13 protein-coding genes and 4 pseudogenes are annotated in these 16,280 nt (G+C 45.0%); 8 read left to right on the forward strand and 9 right to left on the reverse strand.

Going from position 1 to position 16,280, the window contains the following annotated elements:
- Positions 1 to 164 precede the first annotated feature (164 nt).
- Entirely contained in the window at positions 165 to 707 is a 543-nt protein-coding gene (locus IM462_RS02600; protein ID WP_104397294.1) for a peroxiredoxin, read from the reverse strand.
- Between the two features lie 211 nt (positions 708 to 918).
- Between IM462_RS02600 and aroA the strand changes: the two genes are divergently transcribed.
- A complete protein-coding gene (gene aroA / locus IM462_RS02605; protein WP_287700022.1) occupies positions 919 to 2,259 on the forward strand; it encodes a 3-phosphoshikimate 1-carboxyvinyltransferase in 1,341 nt (446 codons plus the stop codon).
- A gap of 195 nt (positions 2,260 to 2,454) precedes the next feature.
- Entirely contained in the window at positions 2,455 to 4,170 is a 1,716-nt protein-coding gene (locus tag IM462_RS02610; protein WP_287700023.1) for an ABC transporter ATP-binding protein, read from the forward strand.
- 305 nt (positions 4,171 to 4,475) lie between these two features.
- On the opposite strand, the gene purF is transcribed toward IM462_RS02610, so the two are convergent.
- The gene (gene purF / locus IM462_RS02615) at positions 4,476 to 5,939 is read right to left on the reverse strand and encodes an amidophosphoribosyltransferase (RefSeq protein ID WP_287700024.1); all 1,464 of its coding nucleotides are present in this window, start codon (positions 5,937 to 5,939) and stop codon (positions 4,476 to 4,478) included.
- Positions 5,940 to 6,076: 137 nt separating this feature from the next.
- Positions 6,077 to 8,347, reverse strand: a complete 2,271-nt coding sequence (gene purL / locus IM462_RS02620) for a phosphoribosylformylglycinamidine synthase subunit PurL (protein ID WP_287700025.1) — start codon at positions 8,345 to 8,347, stop codon at positions 6,077 to 6,079.
- Between the two features lie 148 nt (positions 8,348 to 8,495).
- On the opposite strand from purL, the gene IM462_RS02625 reads away from it, so the two are divergent.
- The 3 genes and pseudogenes from IM462_RS02625 to IM462_RS02635 all read left to right on the forward strand — a co-directional run bounded on the left by IM462_RS02625 (position 8,496) and on the right by IM462_RS02635 (position 10,086).
- The gene (locus IM462_RS02625; RefSeq protein WP_287700026.1) at positions 8,496 to 8,987 is read left to right on the forward strand and encodes a DUF29 domain-containing protein; all 492 of its coding nucleotides are present in this window, start codon (positions 8,496 to 8,498) and stop codon (positions 8,985 to 8,987) included.
- Between the two features lie 17 nt (positions 8,988 to 9,004).
- Positions 9,005 to 9,082, forward strand: a pseudogene (locus IM462_RS02630) (type II toxin-antitoxin system HicB family antitoxin); the annotation flags it as partial.
- Between the two features lie 173 nt (positions 9,083 to 9,255).
- On the forward strand, positions 9,256 to 10,086 hold the full coding sequence (locus IM462_RS02635) for an Rpn family recombination-promoting nuclease/putative transposase (protein WP_287700027.1): 831 nt from the start codon (positions 9,256 to 9,258) through the stop codon (positions 10,084 to 10,086).
- Between the two features lie 113 nt (positions 10,087 to 10,199).
- On the opposite strand, the gene IM462_RS02640 is transcribed toward IM462_RS02635, so the two are convergent.
- The 5 genes and pseudogenes from IM462_RS02640 to IM462_RS02660 all read right to left on the reverse strand — a co-directional run bounded on the left by IM462_RS02640 (position 10,200) and on the right by IM462_RS02660 (position 15,184).
- Positions 10,200 to 10,580, reverse strand: coding sequence for a pepsin/retropepsin-like aspartic protease family protein (locus tag IM462_RS02640; protein WP_287700028.1), 381 nt, complete (start codon positions 10,578 to 10,580; stop codon positions 10,200 to 10,202).
- A 391-nt stretch (positions 10,581 to 10,971) separates the two neighbouring features.
- Positions 10,972 to 11,694: pseudogene (locus tag IM462_RS02645) on the reverse strand (formylglycine-generating enzyme family protein); the annotation flags it as partial.
- A gap of 814 nt (positions 11,695 to 12,508) precedes the next feature.
- On the reverse strand, positions 12,509 to 13,597 hold the full coding sequence (locus IM462_RS02650) for an isocitrate/isopropylmalate family dehydrogenase (protein ID WP_287700029.1): 1,089 nt from the start codon (positions 13,595 to 13,597) through the stop codon (positions 12,509 to 12,511).
- A 395-nt stretch (positions 13,598 to 13,992) separates the two neighbouring features.
- On the reverse strand, positions 13,993 to 14,229 hold the full coding sequence (locus IM462_RS02655; RefSeq protein ID WP_002735229.1) for a NifU family protein: 237 nt from the start codon (positions 14,227 to 14,229) through the stop codon (positions 13,993 to 13,995).
- Between the two features lie 307 nt (positions 14,230 to 14,536).
- Positions 14,537 to 15,184, reverse strand: coding sequence for a DUF3386 domain-containing protein (locus tag IM462_RS02660; RefSeq protein ID WP_004268696.1), 648 nt, complete (start codon positions 15,182 to 15,184; stop codon positions 14,537 to 14,539).
- A 187-nt stretch (positions 15,185 to 15,371) separates the two neighbouring features.
- Between IM462_RS02660 and IM462_RS02665 the strand changes: the two genes are divergently transcribed.
- The 3 genes and pseudogenes from IM462_RS02665 to IM462_RS02675 form a co-directional block, all read left to right on the forward strand.
- Complete coding sequence (locus IM462_RS02665; protein ID WP_002753114.1) at positions 15,372 to 15,608, forward strand: type II toxin-antitoxin system HicB family antitoxin; 237 nt, start codon at positions 15,372 to 15,374, stop codon at positions 15,606 to 15,608.
- Complete coding sequence (locus IM462_RS02670) at positions 15,601 to 15,843, forward strand: type II toxin-antitoxin system HicA family toxin (protein WP_072927660.1); 243 nt, start codon at positions 15,601 to 15,603, stop codon at positions 15,841 to 15,843. Before IM462_RS02665 ends, IM462_RS02670 begins: the two co-directional genes overlap by 8 nt.
- Before the next feature lie 97 nt (positions 15,844 to 15,940).
- A pseudogene (locus IM462_RS02675) lies at positions 15,941 to 16,141 on the forward strand (formylglycine-generating enzyme family protein); the annotation flags it as partial.
- Between the two features lie 20 nt (positions 16,142 to 16,161).
- Here the strand turns inward: IM462_RS02675 and IM462_RS02680 are convergent.
- Positions 16,162 to 16,280: pseudogene (locus tag IM462_RS02680) on the reverse strand (IS5 family transposase); the annotation flags it as partial.

Here is a 16,280-nt window from a genome sequence, read left to right on the forward strand (position 1 = left end):
ATTGTCTGTATTGATTGTCTAATTATTGAACCATTTGTTCAGAGTGTGCTGCCATTATCTAGAAAATGAGGATTGATTGAGCGACTATAGATAATGCAAACCGTAGTTAGCTTATCATCGTAACTAACCGACCAGAATAATTTCTAGATTCAAGACCAATTATCTCAAGAAGTCGCCTGTAATTCCTCTAAACGTGCTAAAACTTCGGCGCTGTGAATGGCAGGATTTACCCCTAAATAAATCTCTTTTAAAATCCCCTGCGGATCGATAAGATAGGTATGACGCAGGGAAACATAACCCATCCAAGAACCATAGGCTTTACTAACATCTCCGGTAGTATCTGCCAGTAAGGGAAATTTTAACCCCTCCGAGTCACAAAATTCCGCATGAGAATCGACATCATCGGCACTTACCCCTAAAACTTGCGTATTTTTAGCCATATATTTCGGCAAATCCTGCTGAAAACGCCGCGCTTCTAGGGTACAGCCGGGGGTAAAATCCTTGGGATAAAAATACAAAACTACCCATTTACCCCGATAGTCCGATAGGGAAATATTCCCTTCTCCCGTGTTAGTCGGTAGGCTAAAATCGGGTGCCGGTTGATTTAAAGGGGGTTGGGGGCCACCTAAAGCGTTAGCATCGGGAATCAAGGCAAAAAATGCCAGAATTACTGCAATTAAAAAACTCAACAGTTGACGACGAGACATAATCAGTTATCAGTTATCAGTTATCAGTTTCTTGGTGTGATAAGTTTAACCTAATACGGGAGCGATCGATCTTTGTGTCCTTTCCCTCGTTCCTGTCACACTGGGAAAATCAACTGTCACTCTAGCTTAATATTCTTTACATAACTTGACAAGGAAAGGGCGAGGTAAAGAGGGAAAATAGATCGAGCTTGTCTTCATCTGCCTAACGATCATGTCTATTGTCACCCTTAACCCCCTTCAATCCCATCAAGATTTAGTCATCGATCCAGCCAAAATCACGGGATTACGGGGAAAAATCACCATCCCAGGCGATAAATCTATATCCCATCGCTCCCTGATGTTAGGAGCGATCGCCGAAGGAGAAACCGTTATTCATGGGTTATTATTGGGCGAAGATCCCCGCAGTACCGCTAGTTGTTTTCGTGCCATGGGTGTGGAAATTTCCCAACTCAACAGCGAGAAAGTGATCGTCAAAGGTAGGGGTTTAGGCAATCTTCAGGAACCCTTAGAAATCCTCGACGCGGGCAATTCCGGCACGACGATCCGCTTAATGTTAGGATTATTGGCCGGTCATCAGGACCGTTTTTTTGTCGTTACCGGTGATGCTTCCCTGCGATTGCGTCCCATGTCCAGGGTGGTGAAACCCCTCAAGGAAATGGGGGCGCAAATTTGGGGCAGAAAAGCCAATTCTTTGGCTCCTTTAGCCGTTTCTGGGGAATCTCTGCAACCGATCCACTACTATTCTCCCGTCGCTTCTGCACAGGTGAAATCCTGTCTTCTCCTCGCAGGACTGTTAACGGAGGGGAAAACTACGATCACGGAACCCGCTTTATCTCGCGATCACAGTGAACGGATGCTGCGCGCTTTTGGGGCAAATATTGAGGTGGATGGGGAGACTAATAGCGTCACGGTGACGGGTTATCCCACTTTAACCGGACAAACGGTGATCGTACCGGGAGATATCAGTTCGGCAGCTTTTTGGTTGGTAGCGGGGGCAATCGTGCCTAATTCTGAGTTATTAATCGAAAATGTGGGAATAAACCCGACTAGAACTGGAGTTTTACAGGTTTTACAGGTAATGGGGGCAGATATCACCCTCGAAAATCAACGGGTGGTGACGGGGGAACCGGTGGCGGATCTGCGGGTGAAATCCAGTCCACTACAGGCAACCACGATCGCTGGTGAGATTATACCCCGTCTGATCGATGAAATTCCCATTCTGGCAGTAGCGGCGGTTTTTGCCCAAGGAACGACAATTATTAAGGATGCCGAGGAATTACGGGTGAAAGAAAGCGATCGCCTGACGGTGATGGCCACCCAACTCGATCGCCTAGGGGCAAAAGTAAGGGAATTACCCGATGGTTTAGAGATTACCGGCGGTACGGGCCTAGTCGGCACGGAAGTGGACAGTTTTACCGATCATCGCATTGCCATGAGTCTAGCGATCGCTGCCCTCAATTCCCGTCAACCCACCACTATCCATCGCGCTGAAGCAGCTGGCATTTCCTACCCCGATTTTGTTGGCACCTTACAGCAAATTTGTCAAGAGTAGAAATATTAAGTTTTTCTGCGAGTGGGCGAGGAGTAACTGGTACAATTGCAGGATAAATCACAGAGTAGTAGGCCGCCTGTGTGATAATCAAGTTCATCGATCAAAATAGCGGAAAATAGAAGCGTCCCTCATTCAAATTTCCCTGAAAAATATCTCCCCATCTACCCCACTCCCGTCTTCTATTCCCCACCGATAATGGAAATCATTGCCCAATTAGAGAAAGTTTCCTATATTTATCCCGAATCCTCCAATCTAGTGCTTAAAAATATCTCTTTAGCAATTCATCGAGGAGAATTTTTAGGTATTATCGGGCCCACAGGTGCGGGAAAAACTACTCTCTGTTTAACTCTTAACGGTATTGTCCCCCAATTCTACGGAGGGCGTTTTTTTGGTTATGCAACAGTAGCCGGTTTAGATACTTTAACCCATCCCGTTAGCACCCTGGCCCGCTATGTGGGGGCAGTATTTGAAGATCCCGAAACGCAACTTTTAGCCACTTCGATAGAAAATGAAATCGCTTTTACCTTAGAAAATTTACGGCTACCGCGAGAGGAAATTAAAGCGCGCATTCCCAAAGTTTTAGCGGCAGTCCGGTTAGAGGGAATGGAAAAAAAATCGCCGGGGGAATTATCAGGAGGACAAAAACAACGATTAGCGATCGCCGCCGCTCTCGCAGTTCAGCCCGCTTTGTTAATTCTCGATGAACCCACCTCCCAACTGGATCCGGTAGGCTCTCAGGAAGTTTTCGCCACCATTAAGGAATTAAATCGCCATCTCGGTGTCACTATTGTCATGGTCTCCCACGCGGCCGAGGAAATGGCCGAATATGCCGATCGCCTGGTACTATTAAGGGAAGGTGCGATCGAAGCCATGGGAACCCCAGCAGAGATCTACTCCCAAGTACAACTTTTACATGAAAATGCCCTGCGTCCCCCGCAAGTGGCCACTACTTTTGCCTTGATCGAGCAGAAAATCGGGGCGATTGAGTCCATTCCTGTCACCCTAGACCGCGGTTTTGCCCGTTTAAACGAGCTTAAATCCTTTTATCATCAAATAACACCAAACCCTCCCTTATCGTCGGTTTCTGACCCCTTAAACCCCCTACTGAGCGTTAAAAATCTCTGCCATACCTATCCTGATGGTACTACCGCTTTGCGGGATGTGTCCCTCGATATTGCCGAAGGGGAATATCTGCTGATTATCGGTCAAAATGGCGCGGGAAAAAGCACTTTAGTCAAGCATTTTCTCAATCTTCTCTCGGCAACCACCGGTCAAGTTATGATTGACGGACGTTCGATCACTAGCTTTTCTGTTAGTGATTTAGCTCGTTCGATCGGTTATGTAGCCCAAAATCCCGATAATCAGATTTTTAACACCACTGTGGAGAAAGAAGTATCATTTGCCCTGACTAATCTCGGTTATTCTCCAGAAATCGTCACCCAACGCACGGAAGCAAGTCTAGAAGCCATGGGATTGCTAGAATATCGATCCTATCATCCTCTCTCCTTACCGAAAGGCGATCGAGCGCGGGTAGTGATTGCGGCAATTTTAGCCATGGAACCGCGTATAGTTGTTTTCGATGAACCCACCACCGGCCAAGATTACCAAGGAGCTAAGGCAATTTTAGAGGTGAGTCGTCAATTACACCAGATGGGCAAAACCGTGATTGTGATCACCCATCACCTCTATTTAATGCCAGAATACGCCGAAAGAGTAATTATTATGGGTCAAGGAACTATCCTTTTAGATGCCCCAATCCGGCAAGCTTATCATCAAACCGATCTCTTAGCCAAAACCTATCTAACTCCACCCCAGGCAGTTTTATTAGCACAAAAATTAGGACAACTTTCCGGTTATCCTAATTCTCTTTTAACTCCCCAGGAAATTGCCGATTGTTTTCAGAGGATTTAGCCGTGAGGCTATTTAGGGTTTGCGGCAAAAAGTTATTCGTGGGGACAGGGTGTGGGCTTCGGCCGTGAGCTCAGCGTTCGACCGAGCTCACGCCGAGGTCCGAACGGGTGTGGGGTGTGGGCTTCGGCCGTGAGCTCAGCCGAACGGGTGTAGGGTTTTACCGATTTTCACCTGGTCAATTACCTAATTTTCAGGGAAAAAGTCCCTGAATTTTCCCCCCGATCACTCCCATCTCTGGTACTTTTTGATTGATAAAAAGTCTAAAAGTTTTACCCAGCAAGGTTTTTAGATTTATTCAGCAACCCCTATTTAACTGTTTCTAAAATCAACTTCGATCGCTTAACATTATCGGGTACAGGAATCGGATAATCGCCATTAAAACAAGCAGTACAGAAGGTTTTCGGATCTTCCTTCGTTGCTGTTAACATTCCATCTTGACTGAGATAAGCTAAACTATCCACCCCGATTTGTGCCTGAATTTCCGCCACCGATTTAGTTGCCGCAATTAACTGCTCTTGATTGTCCGTATCAATGCCATAAAAACAGGGATGAGTCACCGGAGGAGAAGATATTCTCATGTGAACTTCTCTTGCTCCGGCATCGCGTAAAGCTTTAACTAATTTCCGGCTAGTGGTTCCCCGCACGATCGAATCATCAACAATAATAACTCTTTTTCCCTGTAAAACATCCTTTAAAGGATTCAATTTCATCTTAATCCCCGACTCTCTCATGTGTTGGGTTGGTTGAATAAAAGTCCGTCCCACATAACGATTTTTAATCAATCCTTCCGCGTAGGGAATATCAGAAATGCGCGAAAATCCGATCGCAGCCGGAATACCCGAATCGGGAACTCCCATCACCATATCTGCTTCTACCGGCGACTCTTTGGCTAATTGTTCCCCCAAACGTACCCGATAAGTATATAAAGATTCCTCGTGAACAATGCTATCGGGACGGGCAAAATAAATCATCTCGAAAACGCATAATTTTTTCTCTGGTTTCATGGCCCAATCCACCGAAGATAAGCCATCTTCACTAATCCAAACTAATTCCCCCGGCTGCACATCCCGCAGATAATCGGCCCCGATAATATCTAATCCGCAGGTTTCCGAAGCTAAAACATAACGGGGGGGATTGCCTTCTTCTTGCAAAACCCCAATTACTAAGGGTCTGACACCATTGGGATCCCGCGCCCCGATAATTCCCGTCGGTGTGCCGATAACAAGGCTATAAGCCCCGCTACAATAGCTAAAGGCATCGATCGCCGCTTGTATCCAATCCTTGCCACTATCCACCTCCTGACCGATAGCGACGGCGATCATTTCCGAGTCGGTGGTGGTGACGAGATCACAACCGCGCTTTTCTAATACATTTCTTAACTCAAAAGTATTGACTAAATTGCCGTTATGTGCTAGGGAAAGTTTACCCAAACGGGTTTCGATCACAGCAGGTTGGGCATTGGCGCGACGGCTAGAACCGGTGGTAGAGTAACGAGTATGACCGACGGCGTGAGTACCGGGCAAGGTTTTAAGGACAGTTTCGCTAAAAACTTGGGAAACTAAGCCCATTTCTTTGTAACAATGCACCGTTTCCCCGTCGTAGGTGGCAATACCTGCCGATTCCTGTCCTCGGTGTTGCAGGGCATAGAGTCCGAAATAGGTCAGTTTTGCTACTTCTTCCTCGGGGGCATAGAGTCCAAAAACTCCACAGGCTTCTTCAGGCTTATCGACACTGGCAAAAGATACAGATGAGTCGGGATGGCTAGACATGGGAGGGTTGGGGCTGCAGAATACTTTGGTAACAAAATCTTAACCGATCTTAATCTTCTTTTAACGATTTATTTATCAGCTATCAGCCTTTATTTACCGATATAATCGGCCATCTTATCTAGCTGACGGCCTCAAGATTACAGCCTTCTTTCGATCGCTTTTGACCAAACTTGCTGTATAGTTTCTAGACTAACATCGATCGCCGGTTGTTTATCCCGGTCAAAAATCCGAAGATTATCGCTTTTTTCGCTAACTTTGCCAGTTATTTGCCAATAGTCTCCTAATTGTGTCTTTAGGTATTCTTCCCAATCTTGCCGATTTTCGGAGGAAACGGAGACGATAATGCAACTAGCTAATTCTCCGAATAACACCGCGTCAAAACGGCCCTGATGCTGCCAAGAAAGGTCAATTTCCGCCCCTAATTGGCCACTAATACAGCATTCTGCCAGAGCAGTGGCTAAACCTCCCTCCGCGCAATCGTGGGCAGATTTCACCCAACCAGCGCGAATTCCCTGACGACAGGCCGCTTGTACCTTTCTTTCTAACTCAAAATCAATTACCGGCGGTTTTCCCGTCACCAAACCGTGAATAACGGCTAAATATTCCGATGCGCCGATAGTTGGCAAGGAGAAACCCAAAATATAGATTAAATCCCCCGCTTTTTGCCAACCTTGGCCGCAAATTTGCCCGATATCCGGCACTAATCCCACCATCCCAATCACGGGAGTCGGATAAATAGACTGGGGGCTGCCAGCTGCATCAACGGTTTCGTTGTACAAAGAGACATTACCCCCAGTTACTGGTGTATTCATTTCCCGACAAGCTTCGGCAATACCCTGACAAGCAGTGGCTAATTGCCAATAACCGATTGAATTCTCTGGACTTCCGAAATTGAGATTATCCGTGACAGCAATGGGGTCAGCCCCAACACAGCTAAGGTTTCTGGCCGCTTCCGCCACGGCCAACTTAGCTCCGTTATAGGGATCAAGATAAACATATCGCGGATTACAATCTGTAGTCGCCGCTACACCTCGCCGAGAATTGGCGGGATTAGCACCCAGAGGACGCACGCGAATCACGGCCGCATCGGCTCCTCCGGGGAGAATAACGGTGTTATTCTGGACTTGATGGTCATATTGACGATAAACCCAGCGTTTTGAGGCAATCGAGGGACTATCCAGTAGTTTTAATAAAATCTCGTTATAGGATTCGGGAATAGGAATCGTGCTATCTTCCCATAATTGAGCTTTTTGGGCGTATTCTGGCGGTTCTGTTAGTAATTCCCGATGATAAATCGGAGTATTATCCGCTAGGGCCGTGGCAGGAATTTCGGCGGCAATTTCCCCTTTAAATAATATACGGACGATCGGTTCTGCAATTACCTGGCCAGCGACCACAGCCTGAAGTCCCCAACGATGGAAAATCTCGATTAATTCGCCTTCTCGTCCCGATGCTGCCACAAATAACATTCTTTCTTGGGATTCCGATAGCAGATATTCGTAGGGGACCATCCCAGTTTCCCGGACGGGGATTTTATCGAGGTCTAATTCAATTCCCACCCCTCCCTTGGCCGCCATCTCGGAGGTAGAACAGGTGATCCCGGCGGCCCCCATATCCTGGGCCGCCACCACCGCGCCGGTCTTAAATGCCTCTAAACAAGCTTCTATCAGGGATTTTTCCAGAAAAGGGTCGCCCACTTGCACCGCGGGCCGGTCATCCATAGATTTATCGGTTAATTCGGCGCTGGCAAAACTCGCCCCTCCCATACCGTCGCGGCCGGTGGTAGAACCAACGTATAAAACCGGATTTCCCAGTCCTTTTGCCCCGGATTTAACGATTTCCTCGGTTTCCATTAGCCCTAAAGCCATGGCATTAACGAGGGGATTGCCATTGTAGGCATTATCGAAGTATATCTCACCGCCCACCGTGGGAACGCCGACACTATTGCCATAATGACTTATTCCTTCCACGACTCCGGCAAAAATGCGACGATTGCGGGCATCTTGCAAGTTACCAAAACGGAGGGAGTTGAGGATAGCAATGGGCCGGGCCCCCATGGTAAAAATATCGCGCAGGATGCCTCCGACTCCGGTAGCGGCACCTTGGAACGGTTCCACCGCAGAAGGATGATTATGGGACTCGATTTTAAAGGCTAATCGCAATCCATCGCCTAAATCCACTACTCCGGCATTTTCTCCCGGTCCGACGAGAATTTTTTCGCCAGTGGTGGGGAATTGTTTGAGCAGCGGCCGGGAGTTTTTATAACAGCAGTGTTCCGACCACATCACGCCAAACATTCCTAATTCGGCTTTGTTGGGGTGTCTTCCCAGTCTTTTGACTATTTCTTCGTATTCTTCGGGTTTGATGCCTTCTGAGGCAATTTCTGCGGCAGTGAAGGGGGTAGTCATGGGACAATGCGATCGAGGGACAAGATTTATTGTATAACGTCTGATGAGATCGAGTTATACTGCTTAGTGAAAGACAAAAAAGTTAAAAAGGTTTGCGCTAGTAAAGTTAAGCTAAAGACATAGTTTTATGATCAGTGGGAACGAAACTATGGCAGTAGAAACAGCTTTATCAATGAAAGCCTTATACGATCAGGATTTTGTTCTCTGGGCTTCAAAAACCGCCGAACTTTTAAAGCTAAAAAAGTTTGATGAGGTGGACTGGGAAAATCTGATCGAGGAAGTGGAGTGCATGGGGAAAAGTGACAGACGGGCTGTAGAGAGTTTATTAACCCAGCTTATCGAACACCTGTTTAAGTTAGCTTATCACAAATCGGAACGGGAGCGAGAACGCAACGTCTGTCACTGGGTAGGAGAAATTGCCAGTTTCCGAACTCAACTAGGAGAGTGGCTAGAAACCACTACTCTCAGTAACCATGCGCGGGATTATTTTCAAAAAGCCTACTCGAACGCTCGAAAAACCCTAATACAAGCGAAAACCGTCACTCGCGACGCGATTCCTCTAGAGCCTCCTTTCTCCCTCGAACAGGTATTAGATGGGGAATGGTTCCCGATTGATATCGATCATTACTTCGACATATAAGGACAAAAAAGTTAAAGATGAATATTAAAGTTATTGTTTGGCAAGAAGATGATTTATGGTGTGCCACCCTTCCAGCTTTCCCCGGTTGTCATACTTGAGGAAAAAGTATAGGAGAAAATCTATCCAACCCCCATCATACCCTATTTAATCTTGGTTCCGATGGTGTTGGGTAACAGTCGTCATCCCAATTGCTCAAAAATAGGAGCTTACTGAAGAACACAATAAAAAACTTCTGCTAAACTAGAGGACTCTTTTTGAGTTTAATTGTGTGAAAACTGACAGTATTTTCTATCAACTCTTACAAAGATTTCCCGCTTGTTTCTTTGATTTGTTGAACCTTCCCCCCGAAACCGCCAATTCTTATCAATTCTCCTCGGTGGAAGTTAAACAATTGTCCTTTCGTCTCGATGGAGTCTTTTTGCCTGATACACCCAATCAGCCTATCTATTTCCTCGAAGTACAATTTCAGAAAGATAATAGTTTTTATTCCCGTTTCTTCAGTGAAATCTTCCTCTATCTCCACCAAACGGACTTAAGCAACAACTGGCAGGGAGTAGTTATTTATCCTCGGCGTTCAGTGGAAAGCGTAGAGACGGCTCGTTATGGGGAGTTAATCAACTCAGGCAGAATTTTACGTTTTTATCTCGAGGAATTAAGGGAAGTGGAATCCCTGGGAATATCGATGTTACAATTAATTATGGCACCAACCGCCAGAGCGATCGAGCAGGGAAAACAATTAATTCCACGGATTAGACAAGAATTCCCTAAGGTCAAACAACAGCAAGAACTTTTAGAATTGATAGAGACAATCTTGGTTTATAAGTTACCCCAAGTCAGTAGAAAGGAGATAGAAGCGATGTTTAGTTTAAGTGATTTAAAACAAACTAAAGTGTATCAGGAAGCTTTAGAAGAGGGTAGAGAAGAAGGTAGAGAGGAAGGTAGAGAGGAAGGTAGAGAAGAAGGCCGACAAGAAGGCGAATTAGCGGCAAAATTAGCCTCTATTCCTCGTTTATTGGCCTTAGGATTAAACTTTGAACAGATAGCACAAGCTTTAGAATTAGAGATCGAACAGGTTAGACAAGCAACTCAAGGGGAATAGGAAAAGTTCAAGGTGATCGCATTTTAATAATGGTTTCCCAATCTCGATCGCTATCAATCGACAGTAAATTATTCTCCCAACTTTGATAAATTGATGTAATTCCTGGGGCCTATCTATTTAGCCATCGAGGTGGCTACATTAGGACTATTAGGGTTAATATCAATAGTCCGGGTTGCGGGAATAACGATTAAGTCTAAATCTTCCATTGGGATAGCACCAAGCAATACTTGATCCCCCATCACCAAAGCACCGACGAAACCGACGCGGTTTTTGAAACGAATTTCGATCGGCCCAACGTAGGGAACCAGTTGACGGGAACCATCGGCTAAAATTACCTCCTTGCGATCGATTTCAGTTAATTTTAACTGAATTTGAATATGTGCAGGAATGCAGAGATGCAAGGCTCCCGTATCAGCCAAGGCTGGGGTTTCTAGAGGCGATAGGGAACGATCAACGGGGTTACTAAGTTGTATTTTGGCTGAAACTAAACCCATTTTATCCTGTTGAGTTGGAGGAGTGATCTGTCAATTAGATTATACTAAATCCATTGAGTATAGGCTACATATCAGGATAGGCAAAAGGCAAGAGGCAAAAGGAGGAATAAATAATCAGTTTTTAATAACTGGATTTAGTATCATAGATTTCTTTCTGGACGCTGAAGCCAAATTTGCCGTTACTGTAGTGCGGACAACATGAAGCGCTAAAGCGCAACTACGAACCCTAACTCAAACTACAGATTATCCTAAATCCCTTGAGTAACCCACAGAAAACCGGTTTCTCGGAGAAACCCGTTTTCTACTCATGCTACCTCAATTTTTTCAAAAAAAAAATCGACCCGCCGCTAGGCGGGAAAAAAAGAGAAAAAGGGTAAAAAGGGTAAAAGGGTTACAGAGTCCTCCCAGCACCGCACACCACCCGAAAACCGTTGTTGAGGCTGCTGTCGCGGCGGCTGTTGAGGTCGCGGTAAGCGGAACGGCAGTTATCTGGATTGCTGAACCAAGAACCCCCCCGCACTATGTAATAATCATTATCCTTTATCAGCCAAGCACTGCCATCCCTTGGCGCATTCTCATTGGTATTATGCCAATTGTCTTCGCACCACTCCAAAACATTGCCACTCATGTCATACAGTCCCCAAGCATTGGGCTTTTTCTGACCCACAGGATGAGTTGTCTTCTGAGAACTTCCGTCATACCAAGCGTAATCTCCTAACTGATTAGCATCATCACCAAAATAAAAGCGAGTAGTAGTCCCCGCACGACAAGCATATTCCCATTCCGCTTCCGTCGGTAGGCGATAGGTTTTTCCTGTTATTTGACTCAATTTCTTACAAAAGGCTTGAGCGTCATTCCAACTAACCTGTTCTACCGGATTTTGCGGATTATTTTTAAACCGAGAGGGATTTTTGCCCATTACCGCTTGATATTGTGCCTGAGTCACTGGATATTTGCCAATCGCAAAACTGTTTAATTTAACTTGGTGTTGAGGCTTTTCGTTCTGGTAAGCATCGGGATCACTGTCAGGGGATCCCATAAGAAATTCACCTGCTGGTAAGCTCACCATCTCTAGTGTTATCCCATTGGGTAGGTTTTCGATAAATGAAGTTTTATTAGACCTCTTGCATAATTTTTTTATGGTACAATATAAGGTTTTGCTTTTTTCTCAATTCTTAGATTGAAGTGGAAAAAATAATAAAATGTGATCTTAGGTCAGGAAATCATCTATAATTTTGCTATGTTTATTAGCAAAATTATGGATTATCAAAACTTATCAGTGGAAAGGCTTATCCAATAAGGAGTTGTCCGTGCCACATGGATAGAGGAACCTCCGTATATGGAATTTCGGTAAGAACTTTAAAACAATTGACTGACACGATAACACTACACACAATAGCACGAAAGACTATTTTGAGCAAGCGAACTAATAAACTATCAGCAATTCTCAGTTTTAGACACAGCAAGCTTTTTAGGGATTTAGAGAACATTTTAAAGGGGGATTTTTGGGGCAACTTTGGGTATACTATCACGTCAAAAGCCCGAAGACTCGTGAAATGAAATTCGCCATCCCATTGAATTTTACCCCGTATTATGCGAACTAACTCCCAAAAGCCTTGCTACAGGGCAAATTTAGAATTGCTGATAAACTATGGTTCATCTGAGTTTATTATGCAAATCGATGTTCCACTTAGCTGGAAACCCTATCTGGCCAGAGATTAAGCTAAACGGCTGGCGTTGTCAAATTGAAAGATGATCAGAATCAGCTGGGAACTGAAATCACTTTGATAGCAAGGATTGCATTGCATCTTTCATATTCTGATCTGACAACGCCAAACGGCGCTTTCGGTATTAGGGAATAGGCAATCTTACGGCTTTTTCCCCCTTCCCTAGTCCAGTCTTAACCGGTGTTTAGATGTGCCGACAGCTTACCCCAAAGCAGACCAAACTTCTAACTTACTGACCACACGACGAATCACCTCATCGGTAAACTCACTCATGGTCATTTGGCCCCCTAAATCGGGGGTTTTTTTGCCCTCGTGAATAGTTTCAAAGACACTTTCATAAATTGCCCTGGAAGCTTTACGCGCCTCGCTAGTTTCGATATAACCTAACAAAGCTGCCGAGGCTAAAATCATCGCCATGGGATTAGCGATATTTTTGCCCTCTAAAGCGGGGGCCGTGCCGTGGGGAGCTTCTGCCATAATAGTTTTAACCGCTAAGGTCTGCTCATCAAATCCCAAAACTAAACTTTCGGCCCCGGCAATACTGCCATAGAGTTGCAAGACAAAATCAGATAATAAATCGCCATCGCGATTAAGTGCCGGAATCACCAAAGCTTCGCCGTCGGTTTGTAAAAGTAGGGCAAAAGTTGCATCAATTAACAGGGGTTGATAACGCACTTCCGGATGTCTTCGGGCTGCCGCGTCTAATTCCTCTTTAAACATCCCTTCGTAGGTGGCACTAACGGTGAATTTTGGGCCGCCAAATACCCGCGCCCCGGTTTTTTTGGCCTGTTGAAAGGTAAACTCGGCCACAGCGCGACTGGTAGCCCTAGAAATGCGCGAGGTGCGATAGGCAATTTCATCGCCGGTGGCAGTGGTTTCTCGCCATTCTTTGGCCCCGTAGGCATCATCAACGGCCATGCGGACAATGGCAATGGGAGAATAAACGCCCCCAATCGGACGAATACCGGGGATACGGCGACCGATGCGGAGAATTACCTGAGAATTCATTGCTTCTCTTAAAATAGCGTTAGGACTGCCCACATCTCCTTTAATTTCTGGGGTGATGGTGGCGGCTTTGAGGGCTAATCCGGTTTTGAGAGTCGTTTCGGCGGCCTCATGAACCACTTGATTGTTACTCTGGCGACGCTGGGCTAAACTAAGATCAAAATCGGCAAAGTTAAGCGGTTGACGAATTATCGAGGGTTGTAATACTCTCAGGGCTTCTAGTAATAGTTCTTCTCCAGTTTGGTCGCCGTGCATGACCACAATGGTGGGGATATTTTCAGTCATAATTTTTGAGTTTTAATAAAAATTTTCAAGTATATCTTAATGCTTAATTGGCTGGTTAATCGGCTAAAAAAGATACTTTTTACCTTAATTAATTCTGTAATTTTATCAATCTTGCAGAAAAAGATATATAATACCAAATCTGGTTATTAAAAACCGATTATTTATTCTCCCTCTTGCCTTTTGCCCCCCTTGATAAGGGGGGTTTGATCCCCCCTGCCCCCCTGCCCCCCTTGATAAGGGGGGTGCCGGTAGGCGGGGGGATCTACCCTTAATAAGGGGGGTATCTGAAAGTTTTTAACACCTAGCGACTTAGAAGAAAATATATAATTAATATTATGCCCGATCGCTAATTAAATTAGCAATCGGGCAGTGGTGAGAATTAATTAACCCAAGATTTAGAAAGCTTGTTCAACTTCGGCAATTTCGGGAATCACTTCCCGGAGACGACGTTCGATGCCCATTTTTAGGGTCATGGTGGAACTGGGACAGGAACCGCAAGCGCCTTGAAGACGCAGTTTGACGACTGGCCCGTCGATTTCGACTAATTCCACGTTACCACCATCCGCCATCAGGTAGGGGCGCATTTCATCTAAGACTTGTTCGACGTTATTGGGAGTCAGTGTTAAAGACATAATCAGCTTCTGGTCAGAGATTTATTACAGTGTAAGTAAGTGGTTTCAATTAAATTGAAGATAGATTTTGTCTTTGATCCCCCCTGCCCCCCTTGATAAGGGGGGTGCCGATAGGCGGGGGGATGTACCCTTGATAAGGGGGGTGCCGATAGGCGGGGGGGGATGTACCCTTGATAAGGGGGGTGCCGATAGGCGGGGGGATGTACCCTTAATAAGGGGGGTGCCGATAGGCGGGGGGATCCGACAATTTTTAACACCCACCTACTTAGTTACTTCGATCCTAACGCTTTTTGGGCGGGAATAACCCTTAAGATTCTAAAAGCTGTAGATTGATAAAAGTAAATTCTGTGGTGGATTTTTCGCCCCCGGCATCGATTGCGTTAATCACTTGACAGGAGGGTAAATAATAATTACCGATTTTTTCGTAGGTTTCCTTAAAGTCACGTTTTCCCTTTAATTCATCGGTTTTGGCATTGCGGAAAATGGCATTATAGCGAATAGAAATATAACCTTCTCCCGTATCGAGACTTTCCTCGGTATTAATAGTAAAAGCCATCGGTCCCATGACTCGACTGACTTGACAGATTTCCTGGCCGCGCACTTTATAATTAGACCCCATAGCATCGCCGGTGACAAGAATTTCTACTGCACCGGTGGGATCATCTTGCCCAAAATTAAACTGGTTTTTGCCGTGGGAAGCATCAAAATTGCCTCTTTTGCGGTGAGTAACAATGTCGCGCATTTGATTATAGATACTTTCTTGCACTTTCTCGTCATCAATGCCCGTTACTTCCACACTATAATCGGCATTAACTTGAATTTTGCCCGTATGGACTTCCTCCCCTTGGGTGAGGATAATATCAGCAGTGTAACCGGGGAATCCTTCATCCCAAGTGTAACGGTTTTCGTAGGCGGAGCGGAAAATATCTCGGGCGTTCGTCGTGGCTACAGTCATAATCGCTTTACTTGTGTTGATAACTCCATTTATATCATTGTCGCTGATTTTTTCGCCTCTGGCCGAGATTTCTAGAAAACTAGATGAATTCCACAGCTTAGGGAAAAGTCAGTTAGAATGGGTCAATGACCAGTCCCTTGCTCGATTGCCATAAATCTAAATAAGCAAAAAATAAACATGAGCAATTATGACAAAATTAAGTCCAAAAGTTACCGCAATTATTCGTTCTGGTGAACAACAAGGATATGTAGGTGAATGCGTGGAAATTTCGATTGTCACCCAGGGAAATACCTTAGATGAGGTGGTTAATAATCTCCAAGAAGCCATTTTACTGCATTTAGAGGGAGAAGACCCCAGGGAGTTCGGTCTAGTTGCCAAACCTTCTCTACAGATTATATTTGAGTTACAGCCAGAATATGCCTAAGCTGAAACAACTATCCGGCAAAGACATTATCAAAATTCTTGATCGATTTGGTTTTACTATTAACAGTCAACGAGGAAGTCACATAAAATTGCGTCGTGTCATCTCGGAGAGAAAGGAGACTTTAACTATTCCCAATCATCGGCAACTTGATCCCGGAACCTGTTACGCTATTTTTAGGCAAGCAAGTCAATATATTCCAGAATCAGAGCTTTATCCTTACTTCTATGACTTATAGAAAAAGTTAGGTAGTTGCTCGGGGCGTATCCCGATAGTATTTGATGATCAAAAAATCGGGCTAAAATAGAAAAAACTCACCCTCAGCGACCACGGCGATGGCAGAAGAAACGGCGAAAATCAAGCTTTATCGGAAAACCTATCAACTTCCCCAACTAAATCGCCCCGATTTATTAGTTTTGCAGGATCAGATTCAAGAAAGACAGCAACTGATTAAAACCGGAAAACGGGTCCGCAATACATGGTTAGGATTGAGGAAAAAAGAAGAACCCCTCAATTTCGAGGAAACTTTTCAAGAATAGATCTCTTGCAAAAGTAATCAAGATATATCCTTTTGTCGGTAACGAAGTTCGTAATTGTAGATACCAGCAATCAAATTCAATCTCAGACCAAATCGCCGTCTGCGATTTCTGTATCTTGATGAAAGTATCCGAAATA

It is taken from the genome of Microcystis sp. M144S2 (assembly GCF_020246065.1).
Classification (GTDB): Bacteria; Cyanobacteriota; Cyanobacteriia; order Cyanobacteriales; family Microcystaceae; genus Microcystis; species Microcystis ichthyoblabe_A.